This is a genomic window from Streptomyces sp. NPDC002698 (assembly GCF_042888945.1).
GTDB lineage: Bacteria > Actinomycetota > Actinomycetes > Streptomycetales > Streptomycetaceae > Streptomyces.
Window position 1 is genome coordinate 149,160 of sequence record NZ_JBIAQM010000006.1, and the last position, 22,137, is coordinate 171,296.

General features: G+C 70.9%; 19 protein-coding genes and 1 pseudogene. 11 read left to right on the forward strand and 9 right to left on the reverse strand.

What is annotated here, in order from left to right; all coding sequences use genetic code 11:
- The first annotated feature begins 15 nt into the window (after window positions 1–15).
- Complete coding sequence (locus tag ACFYW9_RS11600) at window positions 16–996, forward strand: ATP-binding protein (RefSeq protein ID WP_351866434.1); 981 nt, start codon at window positions 16–18, stop codon at window positions 994–996.
- 93 nt (window positions 997–1,089) lie between these two features.
- Here ACFYW9_RS11600 and ACFYW9_RS11605 read toward each other — a convergent pair whose 3' ends face one another.
- The gene (locus ACFYW9_RS11605; protein WP_389147904.1) at window positions 1,090–2,370 is read right to left on the reverse strand and encodes a hypothetical protein; all 1,281 of its coding nucleotides are present in this window, start codon (window positions 2,368–2,370) and stop codon (window positions 1,090–1,092) included.
- A 329-nt stretch (window positions 2,371–2,699) separates the two neighbouring features.
- On the opposite strand from ACFYW9_RS11605, the gene ACFYW9_RS11610 reads away from it, so the two are divergent.
- From ACFYW9_RS11610 to ACFYW9_RS11635, 6 genes are all read left to right on the forward strand, one after another.
- Window positions 2,700–5,087, forward strand: coding sequence for a SulP family inorganic anion transporter (locus ACFYW9_RS11610; RefSeq protein WP_389147907.1), 2,388 nt, complete (start codon window positions 2,700–2,702; stop codon window positions 5,085–5,087).
- A gap of 392 nt (window positions 5,088–5,479) precedes the next feature.
- Window positions 5,480–7,480, forward strand: a complete 2,001-nt coding sequence (acs, locus tag ACFYW9_RS11615) for an acetate--CoA ligase (protein ID WP_351866442.1) — start codon at window positions 5,480–5,482, stop codon at window positions 7,478–7,480.
- Window positions 7,481–7,924: 444 nt separating this feature from the next.
- On the forward strand, window positions 7,925–9,319 hold the full coding sequence (gene nhaA, locus ACFYW9_RS11620) for a Na+/H+ antiporter NhaA (protein WP_389147911.1): 1,395 nt from the start codon (window positions 7,925–7,927) through the stop codon (window positions 9,317–9,319).
- Between the two features lie 43 nt (window positions 9,320–9,362).
- Complete coding sequence (locus ACFYW9_RS11625; RefSeq protein WP_351866447.1) at window positions 9,363–9,839, forward strand: phage holin family protein; 477 nt, start codon at window positions 9,363–9,365, stop codon at window positions 9,837–9,839.
- Window positions 9,836–10,783 carry an alpha/beta hydrolase gene (locus ACFYW9_RS11630; RefSeq protein ID WP_328450030.1) on the forward strand — a complete coding sequence of 316 codons (948 nt, stop codon included), beginning with the start codon at window positions 9,836–9,838 and terminating at the stop codon, window positions 10,781–10,783. Before ACFYW9_RS11625 ends, ACFYW9_RS11630 begins: the two co-directional genes overlap by 4 nt.
- Window positions 10,784–10,933: 150 nt before the next feature.
- On the forward strand, window positions 10,934–11,113 hold the full coding sequence (locus tag ACFYW9_RS11635) for a hypothetical protein (RefSeq protein ID WP_328670610.1): 180 nt from the start codon (window positions 10,934–10,936) through the stop codon (window positions 11,111–11,113).
- Window positions 11,114–11,181: 68 nt separating this feature from the next.
- Here the strand turns inward: ACFYW9_RS11635 and ACFYW9_RS11640 are convergent, their stop codons facing one another.
- The 3 genes from ACFYW9_RS11640 to nth are packed head-to-tail and all read right to left on the reverse strand — an operon-like array spanning window position 11,182 to window position 14,234.
- Window positions 11,182–12,381 (reverse strand): MarP family serine protease, encoded by a 1,200-nt coding sequence (locus tag ACFYW9_RS11640; RefSeq protein WP_351866452.1) that lies wholly within the window; start codon window positions 12,379–12,381, stop codon window positions 11,182–11,184.
- 13 nt (window positions 12,382–12,394) lie between these two features.
- Window positions 12,395–13,105, reverse strand: a complete 711-nt coding sequence (locus tag ACFYW9_RS11645) for an NUDIX hydrolase (protein WP_389148323.1) — start codon at window positions 13,103–13,105, stop codon at window positions 12,395–12,397.
- Between the two features lie 52 nt (window positions 13,106–13,157).
- A complete protein-coding gene (nth, locus tag ACFYW9_RS11650) occupies window positions 13,158–14,234 on the reverse strand; it encodes an endonuclease III (protein WP_389147916.1) in 1,077 nt (358 codons plus the stop codon).
- A 336-nt stretch (window positions 14,235–14,570) separates the two neighbouring features.
- On the opposite strand from nth, the gene ACFYW9_RS11655 reads away from it, so the two are divergent.
- Complete coding sequence (locus ACFYW9_RS11655; RefSeq protein ID WP_006382668.1) at window positions 14,571–15,245, forward strand: Crp/Fnr family transcriptional regulator; 675 nt, start codon at window positions 14,571–14,573, stop codon at window positions 15,243–15,245.
- 106 nt (window positions 15,246–15,351) lie between these two features.
- Window positions 15,352–16,171 (forward strand): annotated as a pseudogene (locus tag ACFYW9_RS11660) (nucleotidyltransferase).
- On the opposite strand, the gene ACFYW9_RS11665 reads toward ACFYW9_RS11660, so the two are convergent.
- From ACFYW9_RS11665 to ACFYW9_RS11680, 4 genes are all read right to left on the reverse strand, one after another.
- Window positions 16,168–16,998 (reverse strand): MBL fold metallo-hydrolase, encoded by an 831-nt coding sequence (locus tag ACFYW9_RS11665; protein ID WP_389147919.1) that lies wholly within the window; start codon window positions 16,996–16,998, stop codon window positions 16,168–16,170. The pseudogene ACFYW9_RS11660 and the gene ACFYW9_RS11665 sit on opposite strands and share 4 nt — an antisense overlap.
- Window positions 16,995–17,864 carry an NUDIX hydrolase gene (locus ACFYW9_RS11670; protein ID WP_389147922.1) on the reverse strand — a complete coding sequence of 290 codons (870 nt, stop codon included), beginning with the start codon at window positions 17,862–17,864 and terminating at the stop codon, window positions 16,995–16,997. Before ACFYW9_RS11670 ends, ACFYW9_RS11665 begins: the two co-directional genes overlap by 4 nt.
- Window positions 17,865–18,194: 330 nt before the next feature.
- Window positions 18,195–18,665, reverse strand: coding sequence for a RidA family protein (locus ACFYW9_RS11675; RefSeq protein ID WP_326786491.1), 471 nt, complete (start codon window positions 18,663–18,665; stop codon window positions 18,195–18,197).
- Complete coding sequence (locus ACFYW9_RS11680) at window positions 18,662–18,823, reverse strand: DUF4177 domain-containing protein (RefSeq protein ID WP_075033571.1); 162 nt, start codon at window positions 18,821–18,823, stop codon at window positions 18,662–18,664. The genes ACFYW9_RS11675 and ACFYW9_RS11680 overlap by 4 nt, the downstream gene beginning before the upstream one ends.
- 126 nt (window positions 18,824–18,949) lie before the next feature.
- On the opposite strand from ACFYW9_RS11680, the gene ACFYW9_RS11685 reads away from it, so the two are divergent.
- Both ACFYW9_RS11685 and ACFYW9_RS11690 read left to right on the forward strand, forming a co-directional pair.
- Window positions 18,950–19,927 carry an ArsA-related P-loop ATPase gene (locus ACFYW9_RS11685; protein WP_329300922.1) on the forward strand — a complete coding sequence of 326 codons (978 nt, stop codon included), beginning with the start codon at window positions 18,950–18,952 and terminating at the stop codon, window positions 19,925–19,927.
- Window positions 19,924–21,393: an ArsA family ATPase gene (locus ACFYW9_RS11690; RefSeq protein WP_389147927.1), complete on the forward strand. Its 1,470-nt coding sequence runs from the start codon at window positions 19,924–19,926 to the stop codon at window positions 21,391–21,393. Before ACFYW9_RS11685 ends, ACFYW9_RS11690 begins: the two co-directional genes overlap by 4 nt.
- A gap of 164 nt (window positions 21,394–21,557) precedes the next feature.
- Here the strand turns inward: ACFYW9_RS11690 and wblA are convergent, their stop codons facing one another.
- Entirely contained in the window at window positions 21,558–21,896 is a 339-nt protein-coding gene (gene wblA / locus ACFYW9_RS11695; protein ID WP_028799159.1) for a transcriptional regulator WblA, read from the reverse strand.
- Between the last annotated feature and the right edge of the window lie 241 nt (window positions 21,897–22,137).

Below are 22,137 nucleotides of genomic sequence, written 5' to 3' on the forward strand. Positions count from 1 at the left end.
CTACTCTTGGTGAACATGAAAATTGCTTTCGTCGGGAAGGGCGGCAGCGGCAAGACCACCCTGTCGTCGCTCTTCATCCGCCACCTCGCCGCTGCGGGGGCACCTGTCGTCGCCGTGGACGCCGACATCAACCAGCATCTGGGGGCCGCGCTCGGGCTCGAAGAGACGGAGGCCGCGGCGCTCCCCGCCATGGGTGAGCGGCTTCCGCTCATCAAGGACTATCTGCGCGGCTCCAACCCGCGTATCGCGTCCGCCGAGACGATGATCAAGACGACCCCGCCCGGGGAAGGCTCCCGGCTGCTGCGGGTCGGTGAGACCAATCCGGTGTACGACGCCTGCGCCCGGCCGGTGGAACTCGACGACGGCGTCATCCGTTTGATGGTCACCGGCCCGTTCACCGAGGCCGATGTGGGGGTGGCCTGCTACCACTCCAAGACCGGTGCCGTGGAACTCTGCCTGAACCATCTCGTCGACGGCCGGAGCGAGTACGTCGTCGTCGACATGACGGCGGGCTCCGATTCCTTCGCGTCCGGCTTGTTCACCCGCTTCGACATCACGTTTCTCGTCGCCGAGCCGACCCGGAAGGGAGTCTCCGTCTACCGCCAGTACAAGGAGTACGCCCGCGACTTCGGCATCGCCCTGAAGGTCGTCGGCAACAAGGTGCAGAACCAGGACGACATCGACTTCCTGCGAGCGGAGGTCGGTGACGACCTCCTGGTCACGGTCGGGCACTCGGACTGGGTGCGCGCCATGGAGAAGGGCCGTCCGCCCCGGTTCGAGGCCCTGGAAGAGAACAACCGGCGCTCGCTGCACGCCTTGCGGACCGCCGCCGACGCCACCTACGAGCTGCGCGACTGGGAGCGGTACACGCGCCAGATGGTGCAGTTCCACCTGAAGAACGCCGCCGGCTGGGGCAACGCCAAGACCGGGGCGGATCTCACCGGCCAGGTCGACCCCGGTTTCGTGCTCGGCGAGAGCCCCATGGCCACCGCGTGAGCGGCCGGTCGGCCGACAGCGCCGCTTCGGGCTGAGAGACAGACCGCCCCGAGCGCCACTTCCACCTGAACGACGGAACGGCCCGGGGCACCCCTACGGTTTGGGCGCGGGCACCCCGGGCCTGACCGCGGGCGCCCCGGGGACGCCCTTCGGGGCCGGGGCCGGGCGTCCGGAGAGGAACGACGCCCAGCCCTGCTTCGGGGCCTCTCCGACCTGGAGGCCGCGGAGCTTGTCGAGGGTCGCCGGATCCTGGGCGTCGAGCCAGTCGGCGAGCTGCCGGAAGGAGACACAGCGCACCTCGGCCCTGGTGCAGACCCGCTCGACGACCTCGTCGACGGCACGCATGTAGGTGCCGCCGTTCCAGGACTCGAAGTGGTTGCCGATGATCAGTGGCGCGCGGTTGCCGTCGTAGGCCCGGTCGAAGCCCTTCAGCAGCCCGTCACGCATCTGACGGCCCCAGAGCTCCTGCTTGCCCGGGTCGCCCTGAGTCCGCGTGCCCGACTGGCTGACCATGAAGTTGTAGTCCATGGTGAGCTGCTCGTAGGAGTGCCCGGGGAAGGGCACGAGCTGCATCGACAGGTCCCACAGCCCTTCCTTCCTCTTCGGCCAGACCTGGTCGCCGACGCCGCTGGTGTCGTAGCGGAAGCCCAGCTCTCGGGCCGCCTTCATGAAGTTCTCCCGGCCCTCCAGACAGGGGGTACGGGCGCCGATGAGTTCCTTGTCGTAGTCGAAGGGCAGCGAAGCCGCGCCCTTCAGGCCCGCGTTGGTCCTCCAGGACTTCACGAACGACTTCGCCTGGGCGATCTCGCTCTTCCAGTCCGCGACCGACCACTGGCCGACCCCTGCCTCCGTGCCGCAGAAGTGGCCGTTGAAGTGCGTGCCGATCTCGTTGCCCTCCAGCCACGCGCCGCGCAGCTGCTTCACGGTGTCCGAGATGCCCTGCACGTCGTTGAAGCCGATCTCCGAGCTGCCGGGCGAGTGCTGTGGCGGCCGGTACAGGTCGCGCTTGTCCTCCGGCAGCAGGTACACGCCGCTCAGGAAGTACGTCATCGTCGCCCGGTTGGCCCTGGAGAGCTTCCGGAAGTGGGAGAAGAGCTTCTGGCCGTCCTCTCCGGCACCGTCCCAGGAGAAGACGACGAACTGCGGTGGCTTGTGGCCCGGCTTCAGCCGCTCGAGCCGCGGCAGATGCGGCTGCGCCCCGGTGTACGAGGTGGAACCGTCGCCGATCGGGCGGACCGCCGCCTTGGGCGCCGGGGCCCCCGCCGTCCTCTTCGCGCCGTGCGCGCGTTCGCGGGAAGGCGTGCCGACGACCGCGCAACCGGCGAGCGCCGTGGCGACTGCCACACCCGCGGCGATCCTCTGGGTGGCGGCCATGTCCCGCCCTCCTTCTCCTCGGCAGGGCGGCGCCGGTCGGGGCGCCGGCTCGGCTGTGCACCGGCAGCGCCGCCAAGGTTTCACGGGACCGAAAAGAAATAAGTACGACAAGCCGATCAAAAGCTCACTTCACTCCGAGGGGTGAATTAATACCCCATTTGCCCATATTTTCGGCATCAACCCTTTACTCTGCATTACGATCCGTTTACCGAGCGTTGAAGAATCCCGCCACTGCACGCCGTGACCCACGGCCGCGACCCGCCCCCCGCCACCTCAGGACGGGGGATCACCTGTTCCGCGACCGCGCTGCCCCGGAGGAGACGGGAACCATGTCTGCCTGCGTCCCCACCCGCGCCGCCGACCCGACTCGGCCCGCGCAGGTTCACCAGTCCCACAGCCCCCCGCCGACCCCGCCCCGACGCTTCCGTGTCGCGGGCGCCGACCTGTCCGCCTCGATCGCGGTCTTCCTGATCGCCCTCCCCCTGTCCCTCGGCATCGCCCTCGCCACCGGCGCGCCGCTCCAGGCCGGTCTTGTCGCCGCCGCCGTCGGCGGACTGGTCGTGGGACGGCTCGGGGGCTCACCGCTCCAGGTGAGCGGGCCCGCCGCCGGGCTCACCCTCGTCACGGCCGAGCTCATCCAGCGCTACGGCTGGCGCGCGACCTGCGCCATCACCGTGCTGGCGGGAATCACCCAGCTGGGTCTCGGCTGCCTGCGCGTGGCCCGCACGGCCCTGGCCGTCAGCCCCGCCATCGTGCACGGCATGCTCGCCGGCATCGGAGTGACCATCGCCGTGGCCCAGCTCCACATCGTGCTGGGAGGCGTCCCGCAGAGCTCCGTCCTCGACAACCTCGTCGGACTGCCGGACCAGGTGGCCCGCCTGCACTCCGCGGCGGTGTCGATGAGCGTGCTGACGCTGGTGCTGCTGTTCGCCTGGCCGCGCCTTCCCGGACGGACCGGGCGGGCGCTGCGCAAGGTTCCCGCCGCGCTGGTCGCCGTCTCCGGAGCCACCCTGACCGCCTCCCTCGCGGGACTGACGCTGCCGAGGGTCGAGCTGCCGTCCTGGAGCAGCCACGCGCTGGCCGGACTGCCCGAGGGCCCGGTGCTCGGCATCGTCGCCGCCGTCCTCACCGTGACGCTGGTGTGCAGCGTGCAGTCGCTGCTCGGGGCCGTCGCCGTCGACAAGCTGGTGGGCGGCCGCCCGGAACTCCAGGGTCGCGTGGGGCGTTCCCGCCTCGACCGGGAGCTGCTCGGGCAGGGCGCCGCCAATGTCGTCTCCGGCGCGCTCGGCGGACTGCCCGTCGCCGGGGTCGCGGTGCGAAGTGCCGCGAATGTGCAAGCGGGCGCCGTCAGCCGGAACTCCACGATCCTGCACGGCGTTTTCGTAGTGATCGCCGCGCTGCTGATGGTCCCGATCCTCGAGCTGATCCCCCTCGCGTCGCTCGCCGCCCTGGTGATGGCCGTCGGCATCCAGATGGTGTCCTTGCACCACATCCGCACGGTCACCCGCCACCGCGAAGTGCTGGTCTACGCCGTCACCACGCTCGGCGTCGTGTTCCTGGGCGTTCTCGAGGGCGTGGCGCTGGGGGTCGCCGTCGCCGTCGGTGTCGCCCTGCAGCGTCTCGGCCGCACCCGCATCACCCACGAAGAGAGGGAAGGAGTCCATCACGTACACGTACGAGGCCAGTTGACGTTCCTGGCGGTGCCCCGGCTCAGCCGCACCCTGCACCTCGTGCCCCAAGGGGCGGACGCCGTCGTGCGGTTGGACGGCTCGTTCATGGACCACGCGGCATACGAGTCGCTGCAGGACTGGCAGAGCACCCACGTCGCCCAGGGCGGAACGGTCGATCTCGGTGGGCGGACCGGAACGCGGATCGCCGAACCCGCGGACTCCGGACACTGCCGCTGCCGGCCCTGGACACCCTGGCGGAACCACCAGTGCCATGCCGCCGCCGAGCCGGGGCCCCTGCCCTCGGAGGCGCTTTCGGACGGACAGGAGGATGAGTCGGGCGAGGCCAGGCCGAGCGGACATCAACTGGCGCGCGGTATCAGCGCGTTCCAGCGCAACACCGCACCCCTGGTGCGCGATGAGCTGGCCCGCCTGGCCAGGGAAGGGCAGCAGCCGTCCCAGCTGTTCCTGACCTGTGCCGACTCCCGGCTCGTCACCTCGATGATCACGTCCAGTGGTCCGGGAGACCTCTTCGTCGTACGCAACGTCGGCAACCTCGTGCCGTTGCCAGGAAAGGAGAGCGGGGACGACTCGGTGGCCGCGGCCATCGAGTACGCGGTGGACGTGCTGAAGGTGCGGTCCATCACGGTGTGCGGGCACTCCGGGTGCGGCGCCATGCAGGCCTTGCTGGCGTCGGAGCCGGGTGGGGCGCTCACGCCGCTCAAGCGGTGGCTGCGGCACGGGCGGCCGAGCCTGGACCGGATGGCCGCCGACGACGGACCGTGGACGCGGATCGCCGGACGGGCACCCGCCGACTCGGTGGAGCAGCTCTGTCTGACCAACGTGGTGCAGCAGCTGGAGCACCTGCGGGCCCATGAGTCCGTGGCGCGCGCCCTCCGGGAGGGCGCGCTCGAACTTCAGGGGATGTACTTCCACGTCGGGGAGGCTCAGGCGTATCTGCTGGCCGAGTCCGATGGCGACGGACTGTTCGACCACGTAGGCGCGTTCGATCCCGCGGACTCGGTGGAGGAACTGCGGCATCCGGCGTGATCGCGCGGTGGTGCGCGGTCCCGGTCGACGGGGCCGCGCACCACGCACAGCGTCCGCTGCCCGCTCCCCGGCCCCGCTCGCGGTCGCGGGGCGGGGCGTCGGCACGCCTGGCCGAGGAAGTCGACGCGCCCGGCCGGCGAACGGGCGTGGAGGTGACCGGGGCGCCCAGGCGGGCCGGGTGGGCCAGGTGCCCCCGAATGAACCCGGTGGCCGGTACGCGCGTGTCACAAGGGGGCAGACTCGTGCGGACCCGGTGGTCGCGTGAAGGACAGCGGGCCGTACCTCGGGGCGCGGATGTGCCGTGGGGAGCGAGGGCCCGGACCGGTGGCCAGGATAGGTCTAAACCAATTTCGGGTCGGCCCTTGTCACCAGGCCCCCCGGTCTGATGAGCTGTGGCCTGGGACACAACGGACACCCTGGGAAAGGGAGATGTCGTGAGCAACGAAAGCCTGGCCAACCTGCTGAAGGAAGAGCGCAGGTTCGCGCCGCCCGCCGACCTGGCGGCGAACGCCAATGTCACCGCGGAGGCGTATGAGCAGGCCAAGGCTGACAGGCTCGGCTTCTGGGCCGAGCAGGCCCGCCGGCTGACCTGGGCCACCGAGCCGACCGAGACCCTGGACTGGTCCAATCCGCCGTTCGCGAAGTGGTTCGCCGACGGAAAGCTGAACGTCGCGTACAACTGCGTGGACCGGCACGTCGAGGCCGGGAACGGCGATCGCGTCGCCATCCACTTCGAGGGCGAGCCGGGCGACAGCCGGGCCATCACCTACGCCGAGCTCAAGGACGAGGTGTCGAGGGCCGCGAACGCCCTCACCGAGCTGGGTATCGAAAAGGGCGACCGGGTCGCCGTCTACCTGCCGATGATCCCCGAGGCCGTCGTCGCGATGCTGGCCTGCGCCCGTATCGGCGCCGCGCACTCGGTGGTGTTCGGCGGATTCTCCGCGGACGCGATCGCCACCCGCATCCAGGACGCCGACGCCAAGCTGGTCATCACCTCCGACGGCGGTTACCGGCGCGGGAAGCCGTCCGCGCTCAAGCCGGCCGTCGACGACGCGGTGAGCCGGGTCGACGGGGTCGACAAGGTGCTGGTGGTGCGCCGTACCGGCGAGGACGTCGCCTGGACCGAGGGCCGCGATGTGTGGTGGCACGACATCGTAGGACGGCAGTCGGCCGAGCACACGCCGGAGGCGTTCGACGCCGAGCAGCCGCTGTTCATCCTCTACACGTCGGGGACCACCGGGAAGCCGAAGGGCATCCTGCACACCTCGGGCGGCTACCTCACGCAGGCCTCGTACACGCACCACGCCGTCTTCGACCTCAAGCCGGAGACCGACGTGTACTGGTGCACGGCCGACGTCGGCTGGGTCACCGGGCACTCGTACATCACGTACGGACCGCTCTCGAACGGCGCGACACAGGTCATGTACGAGGGGACGCCGGACACTCCGCACCAGGGCCGGTTCTGGGAGATCGTGCAGAAGTACGGGGTGACGATCCTCTACACGGCGCCCACGGCCATCCGTACGTTCATGAAGTGGGGCGACGACATCCCCGCGAAGTTCGACCTGTCCTCGCTGCGGGTGCTCGGGTCGGTCGGCGAGCCGATCAACCCCGAGGCGTGGATCTGGTACCGCAAGCACATCGGCGGGGACCGTACGCCGATCGTCGACACCTGGTGGCAGACCGAGACCGGCGCGATGATGATCTCGCCGCTGCCGGGGGTCACCGAGACGAAGCCGGGCTCGGCACAGCGGGCACTGCCCGGTATCTCGGCCACGGTGGTCGACGACGAGGCGAACGAGGTGCCCGACGGCGGTGGCGGCTACCTCGTTCTCACCGAGCCGTGGCCGTCGATGCTGCGCACGATCTGGGGTGACGACCAGCGGTTCCTCGACACGTACTGGTCGCGCTTCGAGGGCAAGTACTTCGCCGGGGACGGGGCCAAGAAGGACGACGACGGCGACATCTGGCTGCTCGGGCGCGTCGACGACGTGATGCTCGTGTCCGGGCACAACATCTCGACGACCGAGGTCGAGTCGGCCCTCGTCTCCCACCCGTCGGTCGCCGAGGCTGCGGTCGTGGGTGCGGCGGACGAGACCACCGGGCAGGCGATCGTCGCCTTCGTCATCCTGCGCGGGACGGCTTCCGCCGAGGACGCCGGACTGGTGGCGGACCTGCGCAACCACGTGGGCACCACCCTCGGTCCGATCGCCAAGCCGAAGCGGGTCCTGCCGGTGGCCGAACTGCCGAAGACCCGGTCCGGGAAGATCATGCGCCGGCTGCTGCGCGACGTGGCCGAGAACCGCGAGCTCGGTGACGTCACGACGCTCACCGACTCCACGGTGATGGATCTGATCCAGGCGAAGCTGCCGGCCGCGCCCAGCGAGGACTGAGGCGGGACCACCCCGCCGGCCCGGCCCTGAGGGGTGGGGGGGGGGGGGGGGGGGGGGCGGTGCGGGGCGCCCGCGCGGGGCCCCCCGCCCCCCCCCCCCGCCGCGCCCCCGCCCCCCCCCCCCCCCCCCCCCCCCCGGCGGCGCCCCCCCCCCCCCCCCCCCCCCCCCCCCCCCACCCCTCACGCGTTTCCCGTGCCACCCGCCGGACCTCGTAACCCCCGGCCGCCAAGCGCCGATGCCGATGCCGATCAGCCCGGTGCCCCATCGGCCCGTCCAGCGGGCCCCGCGCCCGGTTCGGCCGTACCGTGAAGATCCCCCACCGAGCCGGCCGCACCATGGGTAAAGTAAGCAAAGCGTCAAAGACGCGACAAGATCGTTCGTGGTGTGCCGGGAAGTCTGGTCGGCGAGTACTCCGCCCTGCCTGCTCGACCGGAGGTCCTCCCCGTGGCCGCGTCCCCCAACACCAACCACAAGTTCTTCGGCCGACTGTCCCTGCCCGAGCGGAACTTCGTGGTGGACGCGCTGCGCACCGAGACGGTGGGCGGCGTGCTCCTGCTGATCGCGGCGGTCGCGGCACTGATCTGGGCGAACACCCTGCCGCACAGCTATGAGACCGTCTCGCACCACCACTTCGGACCGGCCGCCCTCGGGCTCGATCTCTCCGTGGAGCACTGGGCGGCCGACGGACTGCTCGCCGTCTTCTTCTTCGTCGCCGGCATCGAGCTGAAGCGCGAGCTCGTGGCGGGGGACCTGCGGGACCCGAAGGCCGCGGTCCTGCCCGTGGTCGCCGCGGTCTGCGGCATGGCCGTGCCCGCGATCGTCTACGTCCTGACCAACATCTCCGGCGACGGCTCGCTCAAAGGATGGGCCGTCCCCACCGCCACCGACATCGCCTTCGCGCTCGCCGTGCTCGCCGTCATCGGGACGTCACTGCCGTCCGCCCTGCGCGCCTTCCTGCTCACCCTCGCCGTCGTCGACGACCTGTTCGCGATCCTGATCATCGCGTTCTTCTTCACCGACACCATCGACTTCGCGGCGCTCGGCGGGGCCTTCGTCGGCCTCGGCGTCTTCTGGCTGCTGCTGCGCAAGGGCGTGCACGGCTGGTACGTGTACGTGCCGCTCGCACTGGTCGTCTGGGCCCTGATGTACAACAGCGGCATCCACGCCACCATCGCCGGCGTCGCCATGGGCCTGATGCTGCGCTGCCATCCGCACGAGGGCGAGGAGCACTCCCCCGGCGAGCACATCGAGCACCTGGTGCGCCCGGTGTCGGCGGGACTCGCCGTACCGCTGTTCGCCCTGTTCAGCGCCGGCGTCGTGGTCTCCGGCGGCGCGATCCACGACGTGTTCACCCGGCCCGAGACGCTCGGCGTGGTGCTCGGACTCGTCGTCGGCAAGGCGGTCGGCATCTTCGGCGGTACATGGCTGACGGCCCGGTTCACCCGGGCCTCGCTCAGCGACGACCTGGAATGGGCCGACGTCGCCGCCGTCGCCACCCTCGCCGGTATCGGCTTCACCGTCTCCCTGCTCATCGGCGAGCTCGCCTTCGAAGGCGATACGAGCCTCACCGACGAGACCAAGGCCGCCGTCCTGATCGGCTCGTTCATCGCGGCCGTACTCGCCACGGCGATGCTGAAGATGCGCAACTCCAAGTACCGCTCGCTGTGCGAGGCCGAGGAGCGCGACGAGGACCACGACGGCATCCCCGACATCTACGAAGAGGACAAGCCGGCGTACCACCTGCGCATGGCCGCGATCTACGAACGGAAAGCCGCGGAACACCGCAGGCTTGCCGAAGTGGCGGGTGGGGCAAGCGAGGGGGACGACGGTCCGGCATGATCTGACAGGACCGTACAAACACATGCAGAAGAGGGAGATCGCGATGAGCGCACCCGACGGGAGCCCGGTCGGTGCCGAACGCAGCATCGGCCAGTTGGTCGCCGCGGCGACGACCGAGATGTCCGCGCTGGTGCACGACGAGATCGCGCTGGCGAAGGCTCAGCTCAAGCAGGACGTCAAGCGCGGTGCGGTCAGCGGCGGGGCGTTCTCGGCGGCCGGCATGACCCTGCTCTTCTCCCTGCCGATGCTCAGCTTCGCCCTCGCGTACGGCATCCGGACCTGGAGCGACTGGAACCTCGCGATCTGCTTCCTGCTGTCGTTCGCGGCGAACGTGCTGGTCGCGGCCGTGCTCGCGCTGATCGGCGTGATCTTCGCGAAGAAGGTCAAGAAGAGCCAGGGCCCGCAGAAGGTGGCCGCCTCCGTGAAGGAGACGGCGGGTGTTCTGCCGAACGCCAAGCCGCACCCCCGGCCCGAACCGGTCGAGGACGCCGTCAAGGCTGTGGCACGCTCATCCTCATGACGGACCCCGCCACATCTCCGGCGCAACCCACCTCAGCCGTACGGATCGACCTTCCCGGACACAAAGTGATCCACCGGGACGTGGCCGCCAATGGCGCGCGCTTCCACATCGCCGAGCTCGGCGACGGGCCGCTCGTCCTGCTGCTGCACGGCTTCCCGCAGTTCTGGTGGACCTGGCGGCACCAGCTCGTCGCGCTCGCCGACGCCGGGTTCCGGGCCGTCGCCATGGACCTGCGGGGCGTCGGGGGCAGCGACCGCACCCCGCGCGGCTACGACCCCGCCAACCTCGCTCTCGACATCACCGGGGTCGTACGTTCCCTCGGCGAGCCCGACGCCGCCCTGGTCGGGCACGACCTCGGCGGCTATCTCGCGTGGACGGCGGCCGCCATGCGGCCCAAACTCGTCCGCCGGCTCGCGGTGTCGTCCATGCCGCATCCGCGGCGCTGGCGTTCCGCGATGCTCTCCGACATCAGGCAGACGACGGCCGGCTCGTACATCTGGGGGTTCCAGCGCCCCTGGATCCCCGAACGCCAACTCCTCGCCGAGGACGCCGCCCTGGTGGGCCGTCTGGTGAGCGACTGGTCGGGCCCCCGGCAGCCGGACGAGGACACCCTGGAGACGTACCGCCGGGCCATGCGCATCCCGTCGACCGCGCACTGCTCCATCGAGCCGTACCGGTGGATGGTGCGGTCCATGGCGCGCCCGGACGGCATCCAGTTCAACCGGCGCATGAAGCCGCCGGTGCGGGTGCCGACCCTGCATCTGCACGGCTCACTCGATCCGGTGATGCGGACGCGCAGCGCGGCGGGCTCGGGAGAGTACGTCGAAGCGCCGTACCGCTGGCGGCTGTTCGACGGGCTCGGCCACTTCCCGCACGAAGAGGATCCGGTCGCTTTCTCCACCGAACTGATCAACTGGCTGAAGGATCCGGAACCCGATCGGTGACACCTCGGTCACCCCGGAGTGACCGCGCGAACGCGTCCGGAACGCGGCCGGTGAACACCTGTCCCCCGAACGGCCAATTGCCTGGCGCATAGGCCAATTGAGGGGCCGGGGCGAGGTTATCGACCTTGGGGCAGGGGCAGACGTCGGGGTATGGGCTGGACGCACGACTACAGTGACGCAGCACGCAATCGCCGCTCGGCCTCGGGTCTGAGCTCTCGTCAGGGGGGCGACCCGCAAATGACGGGCACGGATCCGCGTGTGGGGATTCCGCATATTCTGCGGCGCCGGGCTCGCTGGGTATCCGTGCGGCTGCGCCATCCACGCGGCTGAGTCCCACCCACCGGTCAGAACGGGCAGCCGTCGCCGCACACGCGGCCGACTGAGGTCCCGCCCGCCGGTCAGAGCGCGCAGCTGTCGCTGTCCACCTGCTGGTTGGCCGTACGCCCCTTGGCGATGTCCTGCCGGATCTCGTCCGCGGTGAGCGCGTAACCGGTCTCGGCGTCGTCGAGCGACTTCGCGAAGACCACGCCGTACACCTTGCCGTCGGGTGTCAGCAGCGGTCCGCCGGAGTTGCCCTGACGGACCGTCGCGTAGAGCGAGTAGACATCGCGGCGCACCGTCTTGCGGTGGTAGATGTCCGGGCCGGTGGCCGTGATGCGGCCCCGCACGCGCGCGGGCTGGACGTTGTACGAGCCGTTCTGCGGGAATCCGGCGACGATCGCACTGTCGCCGCTGGCCGCGTCCTGGGTGCTGAACCGCAGCGCGGGCGCCTTCAGATTCGGTACGTCCAGTACGGCGATGTCGCGCTCCCAGTCGTACAGGACGACCGTGGCGTCGTACTTCTTTCCCTCGCCGCCTATCTGGACGGTGGGTTCGTCGACTCCGCCGACCACGTGCGCGTTGGTCATCACCCGGCGGTCGCCGAAGACGAAACCGGTGCCTTCGAGGACCTTGCCGCAGCTCTGGGCGGTGCCCATGACCTTGACGATGGAGTTCTGCGAGCGGATGGCGACGGGGCTGGCCGCGAGCTGGGGGTCGGGCGGCCGGACCTCGGTGATGGGTTCGTTGGCGAACGGGCTGAAGACCTGCGGGAAGCCGTTCTGCGCGAGGACCGAGGAGAAGTCGGCGAACCAGGTGTTGGCCTGGGCGGGCAGCGCGCGGGAGACGCCGAGCAGCACCTTGGAGCTGCGGACCTCCTTGCCGAGCGTCGGCAGCGTCGTGCCGGCGAGGGCGGAGCCGATCAGCCAGGCGACGAGCAGCATCGCCACGACGTTCACCAGGGCACCGCCGGTCGCGTCCAGGGCTCTGGCCGGAGACCAGGTGATGTGCCGGCGGAGCTTGTTGCCGAGGTGGGTGGTGAGGGCCTGGCCGACGGAGGCGCAGACGATCACGACGACCACGGCGACGACGGCGGCGGTCGTACTCACCTTGCTGTCGTCGGTCGTCCAGCTCCAGATGACCGGGAGCAGGTAGACGGCGACGAGACCACCGCCCAGGAAGCCGATCACCGACAGGATGCCGACGACGAAGCCCTGGCGATAGCCCACGATCGCGAACCACACGGCGGCGACCAGCAACAGGATGTCCAGCACATTCACGAAGGTCACCTTGTCACGCGCGCCAGTCGAGCGGGACCTGCTTCTCGCGGTCCCACGGACGCTCCCAGCCCGCGAAGTGCAGGATCTTGTCGATCACTCCGGCCGTAAAACCCCAGACCAGGGCCGATTCGACCAGAAATGCCGGGCCTCGGTGACCGCTGGGGTGGACGGTGGTCGCGCGGTTGGCGGGATCCGTGAGATCCACCACGGGGACGGTGAAGACCCGGGCCGTCTCGCCCGGGTCGACGACGCCGACCGGCGTCGGGCGGCGCCACCAGCCGAGGACGGGGGCGACCACGAACCGGCTGACCGGGATGTACAGCTTGGGCAGTACGCCGAAGAGCTGGACGCCGCTCGGGTCGAGGCCGGTCTCCTCCTCGGCCTCGCGCAGGGCGGCGTTCAGCGGCCCGTCGGTCCTCGGGTCGCCGTCCTCGGGGTCGAGGGCGCCACCGGGGAAGGACGGCTGCCCGGCGTGCGATCTGAGGGTGCCCGCCCGTTCCATGAGGAGCAGTTCGGGGCCGCGCGGGCCCTCGCCGAAGAGGATGAGCACCGCGGACTGGCGGCCCGCGCCGTTCGCCGGCGGCAGGAAGCGGCTCAGCTGGAGCGGTTCCACGGTCTCCGCGACCCGCGCGACCGGGTCCAGCCAGCCGGGCAGACCGTCCTTGCTGAGCACCGGCCCGCCCGCCGCGTCGCTCGTGTTCCGCGTGTTGCCCGCGTGCTTCATCGCCACCCCCGTTCTGCTGTTCCCAACGCCCGCCGGGGCCGTGTTCGTTCCGTCATCCGGTGCCCAGCGGGGGTGCGGGCCTGCCGCCCGCGTCCAGATAGGCCTGCGGGGGGTTGAGCCGCTGTCCGGGGAAGCCGCCCTTCTCGTACTTCAGGAGCTTCTTCGCCTTCTCGGGGTCCGTCTCGCCCTCCCCGTACGCCGGACAGAGAGGGGCGATGGGGCAGGCGCCGCAGGCGGGCTTGCGGGCGTGGCAGATGCGGCGGCCGTGGAAGATCACGTGGTGCGACAGCATGGTCCACTCGTTCTTCGGGAAGAGCCCGCCGACGGCCGTCTCGATCTTGTCCGGGTCGGTCTCCGCGGTCCACCGCCAGCGCCGCACCAGCCGCTGGAAATGGGTGTCCACGGTGATCCCGGGCCGCCCGAAGGCGTTGCCGAGCACGACGAAGGCGGTCTTGCGGCCCACTCCGGGCAGTTTCACGAGGTCTTCGAGGCGACCGGGCACCTCGCCCCCGAAGTCGTCCCTCAGGACCCTGGAGAGCCCTATGACGGATTTGGTCTTGGCCCGGAAGAACCCGGTCGGGCGCAGGATCTCCTCGACCTCCTCCGGGTCGGCCTCGGCAAGGTCCTCGGGGGTCGGGTACTTGGCGAAGAGCGCAGGCGTCGTCTGGTTCACCCGCAGGTCGGTGGTCTGGGCGGACAGGACCGTGGCGACGACGAGCTGGAAGGGGTTCTCGAAGTCCAGCTCCGGGTGGGCGTACGGGTACACCTCGGCGAGTTCGCGGTTGATCCGGCGGGCACGGCGGACGAGGGCGGTGTGCGACTCGTTCCGCGGCGGCACGGGGGCGGAGGTCGTCGTCTTCCTGGAGACGGCCCCACCGGGCGACGCCTTCTTGGAAGCGGCTTTCACCGGAACGGCCTTCTTCGGGGCAGATTTCCCGGAAGCCGTCCTTCCGGAGGACGCCTCGGCCCCGGTCGCCTCTGCCCCGGTCGCCCCGGCCGGTGTCGCCTTCTTGGCGGCCGTTCCCGCGGGTGTCACCTTCTTGGCGGTCCGAGGAGCCGCCTTCTTCGCGCTCTTCCCGCCGACGGCCGTCGATGCCGCCTTCGACGCCGCCCCCGGCACCGCCTTCACCGGCGTCGACTTTGTCGCTTTCGCCTGTTCTTCGGTTCCGTCGGGGGCCTGTTCGCCCACAGCGGAATCGCGACGTACACCCACCCGTCCAGCCCCCTTGGCCTGTGCTCTCACCGGCGATTTGGACACCCGGCCAGCCTAAAGCCCGGCACCGACATCCGCCCCGGACCCTGAAGATCGGCCCCCAATTGGCCCCCTGCCGCACTCGTCGGGACGCCGGTGCGGCAGACTTGTGACTGATCACACTGTTTGGACCGTCCGGCAAGATGGGGAACACGGTCCCCTGGTACCAAGGGGGAGCACGGTCCCCTGAGCAGGTCGACAAGGAGAGAACTCGTGGACGACGTTCTGCGGCGCGCCCCGCTCTTCGCGGCGCTCGATGACGAGCAGGCCGCGGAGCTCCGCGCCTCCATGAGTGAGGTGACCCTCGCGCGAGGCGACGCCCTCTTCCATGAAGGCGACCCCGGCGACCGCCTCTATGTGGTCACCGAGGGCAAGGTGAAGCTCCACCGCACCTCCCCCGACGGGCGCGAGAACATGCTCGCCGTCCTCGGCCCCGGGGAGCTGATCGGCGAACTGTCGCTGTTCGACCCGGGCCCGCGCACGGCGACCGCCACCGCGCTCACCGAGGTCAAGCTGCTCGGCCTCGGCCACGGCGACCTCCAGCCCTGGCTGAACGCCCGCCCCGAGGTGGCCGCCGCCCTGCTGCGCGCCGTCGCCCGGCGCCTGCGCAAGACCAATGACCAGATGTCCGACCTGGTCTTCTCCGACGTGCCCGGCCGTGTCGCGCGCGCCCTGCTCGACCTGTCGCGCCGCTTCGGTGTGCAGTCCGAAGAGGGCATCCACGTGGTGCACGACCTCACGCAGGAGGAGCTGGCCCAGCTGGTCGGCGCCTCCCGCGAGACCGTCAACAAGGCGCTCGCCGACTTCGCGGGCCGCGGCTGGCTCCGTCTGGAGGCCCGCGCGGTGATCCTCCTGGACGTCGAGAGGCTCGCCAAGCGCTCGCGCTGACGCCTCTGACCGTACGACGACGGGGTCCCGCCTTCACCGAGGCGGGACCCCGTCGTCACCCGTAAACGACCTGCGCCGCGACGGACCTTCCCCGCACAGTGGGCGCATGGCCGCACAGGGGCACCGCAGAGGGCTCGACGCCCAGGGGTACATCGAGCGCGAGGGGTCACCGGCGCGCGTCCCGTACGCCTTCAGGACCGTCGTCGCGGCGGCCCGCGACGACGGTCCAGGACGTGTTCGGGGCCCGGCTGGACAGCGCGTACCTCTACGGCTCGATCCCACGCGGCACCGCGCGCGTGGGACGCTCCGATCTCGACCTGCTGCTGTCGCTGCGCGAGGAGCCGACCGACACCGACCGCGCCGACGCCCGCGCGCTCGAAGCGGCGCTCGACAAGGAGTTCGCCGAGATCGACGGTGCGGGAACGCTGCTGTTCAGCCGTGCACGGCTGCTGAGCGACCTGGAGACCCACGACCTCGGCTGGTTCGTCGCCTGCCTGTGCACCCCCCTCCTGGGCGAGGACCTGGCCGTACACCTGCCGCGCTACCGCCCCGACACGCTGCTGGCCCGCGAGACGAACGGCGACCTCGCCCTGCTGCTGCCGCGCTGGCGCGAACGGATCGCCGCGGTCGCGGACACGGACGACGCCAGGCGCCCGCTGGTCCGCTCGATGTCCCGGCACCTCGTGCGCACCGGCTTCACGCTCGTCATGCCGCGCTGGAACGGCTGGACCAGCGACCTCGGGGAGATGGCCGAGGCGTTCAGCGCGTACTACCCGGAGCGGGCCGCCGACCTGCGCGGCGCGGCCGTACGCGGGTACGAGCCGACCGGCGGCCCCGCCGTGCTCCGCTCGTACACGGACGACCTGGGGCCATGGCTGGCCGGTGAGTACGCGCGCGTGCACGGCATCAAGGCGCCCCGCCCCTAGATGAGCCCGTGCTCCCGCAGATAGTCCATCTGGGCCCGCACCGACAGCTCGGCCGCGGGCCACAACGACCGGTCCACGTCCACGTAGACGCGGGCGACGACCTCTTCGGGCGACCGGAGGCCGCTCTCGACGGCGGTCTCGACCTGGGCGAGCCGGTGGGCACGGTGGGCCAGATAGAACTCGACCGCGCCCTGCGCGTCGTCGAGGACCGGTCCGTGACCGGGCAGGACGGTGTGGACTCCGTCGTCGACCGTCAGCGAGCGGAGGCGGCGCAGGGAGTCGAGATAATCGCCCAGACGCCCGTCCGGGTGGGCCACCACGGTCGTCCCGCGCCCCAGGACGGTGTCCCCGGTCAGCACGGCCCGATCGGCCGGGAGATGGAAGCACAGCGAGTCGGCGGTGTGCCCGGGAGTCGGCACGACACGCAGTTCGAGCCCGCCGAGGCTGATCACGTCTCCCGCGCCCAGCCCTTCGTCCCCGAGCCGCAGCGCGGGGTCCAGCGCGCGGACGGCGGTCCCCGACAGTTCGGCGAAGCGCGACGCGCCCTCCGCGTGGTCGGGATGCCCGTGCGTGAGCAGGGTCAGCGCGACCCGCTTGCCGGCCCGCTCGGCCGTGTCCAGGACCGTCCGCAGATGTACGTCGTCCAGGGGGCCCGGGTCGATGACGACCGCGAGCTCGGAGTCGGGCTCGGACACGATCCACGTGTTCGTGCCGTCCAGGGTCATCGCGGAGGCGTTGGGGGCGAGGACGTTCACCGCGCGCGCGGTGGCGGGGCCGGAGAGGACCGTTCCTCGCGGCTGGCCGGGGAGCGCCGCTGCTTCGGTCATGCGGATGCTCCGCCGGTCGGGATGTGCTTGGTGAACTCGTCGTGTCCGGGCCAGGAGAGGACGACCTCGCCGCCCTCCAGGCGCGCCTCGGCCAGGACGGGTGTCAGATCCCGGGCGGCCGCGCCGGCGAGGGCGTCGGCGGAGCTCTCGTACTCCACGAGCCCGCGCAGGGTCGCGATGGTGGGCGGCATCATCAGCAGCTCGCCCTTGTCGTAGCCCGCCGCCGCGTCGGCGGGACGGATCCACACGGTGCGGTCGGCCTCCGTGGAGGCGTTCCGCGTGCGCTGGCCCTCCGGGAGGACGGCCACGAAGAACCACGTGTCGTAGCGGCGGGACTCGAACTCCGGAGTGATCCAGCGGGCCCAGGCCCCGAGCAGGTCCGAGCGGAGCACGAGCCCTCTGCGGTCGAGGAACTCCGCGAAGGACAGATCCCTGGCGACCAGGGCCGCCCGGTCCGCCTCCCAGTCGTCCCCCGTGGTGTCACCGACCACGCTGTCCGGGCTGGGGCCGGCGAGCAGGACGCCCGCCTCCTCGTACGTCTCCCGTACGGCCGCGCAGACGATGGCCTGCGCGGAGGTCTCGTCCACGCCGAGCCGCCGCGCCCACCACGCGCGCGGGGGACCCGCCCAGCGGATCTGCTGCTCGTCGTCGCGCGGGTCCACGCCGCCGCCCGGATACGCGTACGCGCCTCCGGCGAAGGCCATGGATGCGCGTCGGCGCAGCATGTGGACCACGGGGCCGGCCTCGTGGTCCTTGACCAGCATCACCGTGGCGGCGCGCCGAGGCGTGACCGGCGTCAGCGTGCCCTCGGCGAGCGCCCGAATCCGCTCCGGCCACTCCGCCGGAAACCATTGCCCATTCCCCATGGCCGGAGGCTATCCCGAGCCGGGCGGATGTTCGAGGCCTCACCTCCGTACAAGCCCTTCTCGCCCCCGCCGCCCCCTACCCGACCCACCCTGGGGCTCCGCCCCGGACCCCGCTCCTCAAACGCCGGAGGGGCTGGAATCCCGCCGGCCGGGGCTGAGATTCACGGCCGCGCACCCGCGGTCGGAATGCGACGGCAGGGGCCGTGCCGGTACATCGATGCCCGTCGCCACCGACGGTCACATCCCCGTCCAACGGCGACGGGCTGATGCACCGGCACGGCCCCGACCCACCCACCGGACCGAACCCGGCCCCGGTGACACCCCGAAGGGCTACGCGTGCGTGAGCTCCACCTGGATCTCGACCTCGACCGGCGCGTCCAGCGGCAGCACGGCCACGCCGACCGCGCTCCGCGCGTGCACACCCTTGTCGCCCAGCACGGCGCCCAGCAGCTCACTCGCGCCGTTCAGCACACCCGGCTGCCCGGTGAAGTCCGACGCCGAGGCCACGAACCCCACGACCTTGACGACACGCGCGATGCGATCGAGGTCGCCCACGACCGACTTCACCGCCGCCAGGGCGTTCAGCGCGCACGTACGGGCGAGTTCCTTGGCCTCCTCGGCCGTGACCTCGGCCCCCACCTTCCCGGTGACCGGAAGCTTCCCGTCCACCATCGGAAGCTGCCCCGCGGTGTACACGTACACGCCCGACTGCACCGCGGGCTGATACGCGGCCAACGGCGGAACCACGCCCGGAAGGCTCAGTCCGAGTTCGGCGAGCTTCGCCTCGACAGCCCCGCTCACGCGGACTTCTCGCGCTTCAGGTAGGCCACGAGCTGCTCGGGGTTGTTGGGGCCGGGCACTACTTGCACGAGCTCCCAGCCGTCCTCGCCCCAGGTGTCCAGAATCTGCTTCGTGGCGTGGACGAGCAGCGGCACGGTGGCGTATTCCCATTTGGTCATGTGGCCGACTGTAGCCGCTGGCGACCACCGGCTCCCGCCCGAGCCACCCGCCGCCCCGCCGCCGCCGGCACCACTTGTCCACAGCCTCCTGCTTACTCCGGCGGCGGACTGGTTAGGCTCGAATACGTGAGCAGGCTCCAGGTCGTCAGCGGCAAGGGCGGTACCGGCAAGACCACGGTGGCCGCAGCCCTCGCGCTCGCCCTCGCGACAGAGGGCAAGCGCGCCCTCCTCGTCGAGGTCGAGGGCAGACAGGGCATCGCGCAGCTCTTCGAAACAGAAGCGCTGCCCTACGAGGAGCGGAAGATCGCCGTCGCTCCGGGGGGCGGGGAGGTGTACGCCCTCGCCATCGACCCCGAACTGGCGCTGCTGGACTACCTCCAGATGTTCTACAAACTGGGCGGAGCCGGCCGGGCACTCAAAAAACTCGGCGCGATCGACTTCGCGACCACCATCGCGCCCGGACTGCGGGACGTCCTCCTGACCGGCAAGGCCTGCGAGGCGGTGCGGCGCAAGGAGAAGAGCGGCCGCTTCACGTACGACTACGTGGTGATGGACGCGCCGCCCACCGGCCGCATCACCCGCTTCCTGAACGTCAACGACGAGGTCGCCGGCCTCGCGAAGATCGGCCCGATACACAATCAGGCCCAGGCCGTCATGCGCGTCCTCAAGTCTCCGGAGACGGCGGTCCACTTGGTGACGCTGCTGGAGGAGATGCCCGTGCAGGAGACCGCGGACGGCATCGCGGAGCTGCGCGCTGCGAAGCTTCCCGTGGGCCGGATCATCGTGAACATGGTGCGCCCGGCGCTCCTCGACGGCGTCGACCTGGAGCTGGCGAAGGCCGCTCCCCGCTCGGCGATCGCCAAGTCGCTCTCCTCGGCCGGCCTCGGCGGCGCGCGTCGCGGCGGGCTCGCCGAGCGGCTGGTGGACCCTCTTCTCCAGCAGGCCGACGAGTACGCGGAGCGGTACACGCTGGAGACCGAGCAGCGGAGCGTGCTGGCCGAGCAGGGCCTGCCGTCGCACGAACTCCCGCTGCTCGCCGAGGGCCTGGACCTGGCGGGACTGTACGAACTGGCCGCACAGCTGCGTAAGCAAGGGATGTCATGAGTCTGGACCCCGCCCGCGTCCTCGATCTCGACCCGCTGCTCGACGACCCTGAGACCCGCATCGTGGTGTGCTGCGGCTCGGGCGGCGTCGGCAAGACGACCACGGCGGCGGCTCTCGGGCTGCGGGCCGCGGAGCGCGGCCGCAAGGTGGTCGTGCTCACCATCGACCCCGCGCGCAGGCTGGCGCAGTCGATGGGGATCGACTCCCTGGACAACACTCCGCGCCGGGTGAAGGGCGTCGAGGGGAGCGGCGAGCTGCACGCCATGATGCTCGACATGAAGCGCACGTTCGACGAGATCGTCGAGGCGCACGCGGACGGCGACCGGGCGGCGGCCATCCTCGGCAACCCCTTCTACCAGTCGCTTTCGGCGGGCTTCGCGGGCACGCAGGAATACATGGCGATGGAGAAGCTGGGCCAGTTGCGAGCGCGCGACGAGTGGGACCTGATCGTGGTCGACACGCCCCCGTCGCGCTCGGCGCTGGACTTCCTGGACGCCCCGAAGCGACTCGGTTCGTTCCTCGACGGACGGCTGATCCGGCTGCTGACGGCTCCGGCGAAGCTGGGCGGCCGGGCGGGCATGAAGTTCCTGAACGTCGGGATGTCGATGATGACGGGCACCCTGGGCAAGCTGCTCGGGGGCCAACTCCTCAAGGACGTGCAGACGTTCGTCGCGGCCATGGACACCACGTTCGGCGGTTTCCGTACGCGGGCCGACGCCACGTACAAGCTGCTCCAGGCGCCCGGCACCGCGTTCCTGGTGGTGGCGGCGCCCGAGCGGGACGCGCTGCGCGAGGCCGCGTACTTCGTGCAGCGGCTGGCCGCGGAGGAGATGCCGTTCGCCGGGCTGGTGCTCAACCGGGTGCACGGCAGCGGGGCCACCCAGCTGTCCGCCGAGCGGGCGCTCGCCGCCGCGGAGGATCTTGATTCCGCCGACGACTCCCTCAACGGCTCTGCCAACGGCTCCGCCGACCCGGGGAACCCGGAAACCACCGGGGAGACCGCTGAGGCCGTCGCAGCGGAAAACCCGGAAACCTCCACCGCGGAAAATCTTGCCGAGGCCCGCATTGTGGATCAGGCGGACGGGAAAGCTGGACTTCGTAACGCTCCCGGCACGTACGGCAGTTCAGAATCACCGGCTTCCGGTGCATCAGCTCCCGACGAAGGCTCCCCCGCCATCACGGACAGAACGGCCGGCACGGACCACACCACCGCTACGGACAGGACCGCCGCCACGGACCCCGAGCGATCCATCGACCAGCTCACCGCAGGCCTGCTGAGACTGCACGCCGAGCGCATGCAGCTGCTCTCCCGCGAGCAGCGCACGCGTGACCGCTTCGCCGCGCGCCACCCGGAGGTGCCGGTGGCCGAAGTGGCCGCGCTGCCCGGCGACGTGCACGATCTCGCGGGGCTGCGGGACATCGGGAACCGGCTCGCGGCCCACCGGCCGGAGCTCCCCGAAAGCTGAGCCGCGGCCCACCGGCCGGAGCTCCCCGAAAGCCGAGTGCGGAGACCCCGCGGGGACGCTTCAGTCCCTGCCCGGCCCCCGCGACCACCGAGCGGGCCCGGGAAGGGCCCGCGCGGGCCTGAGGGGCCCGAGAGCGGCGTCCTGGCCGCGCCGGGCGGCTCCCCTCACCCCACGGCCGCGTAGCGCTCGTACACCTCTTCCTCGTCGAGGGGCAGCAGGCCCGCCCCGCGCTCGTACTCCGTACGCGCGGTCTCGAGCAGGCGACGCCACGAGGTGACGGTCGGCCGCCGGCGCAGCAATGCGCGGCGCTCACGCTCGGTCATGCCACCCCACACGCCGAATTCGACGCGGTTGTCGAGCGCGTCGGCGAGGCACTCCGTGCGAACCGGACATCCGGTGCACACTGCCTTGGCCCTGTTCTGCGCTGCTCCTTGAACGAACAGTTCATCTGGATCGGTAGTGCGGCAGGCCGCCTGCGCACTCCAGTCGGTTACCCAGCCCATACCGGCGCCGTCCTCTCCCGAATCGAGGCTCCCCCACGGCGGCAGCGGCATATTCACCGCCGCCAGTTGAGGACGTTACGGAAGGTGGGCACAGCGCAACACCCCCTTCGGGCCCAATCTTGAATGGCCCGAACGGACTATGCGTAAGCGGCAGATCACCCGGGGGAGTGAGCCGAGGACATGCGCGACCATCCCGGCAAACCAGGACAGTTGGGTCGAGTCACAACGGGCACCATGTGAC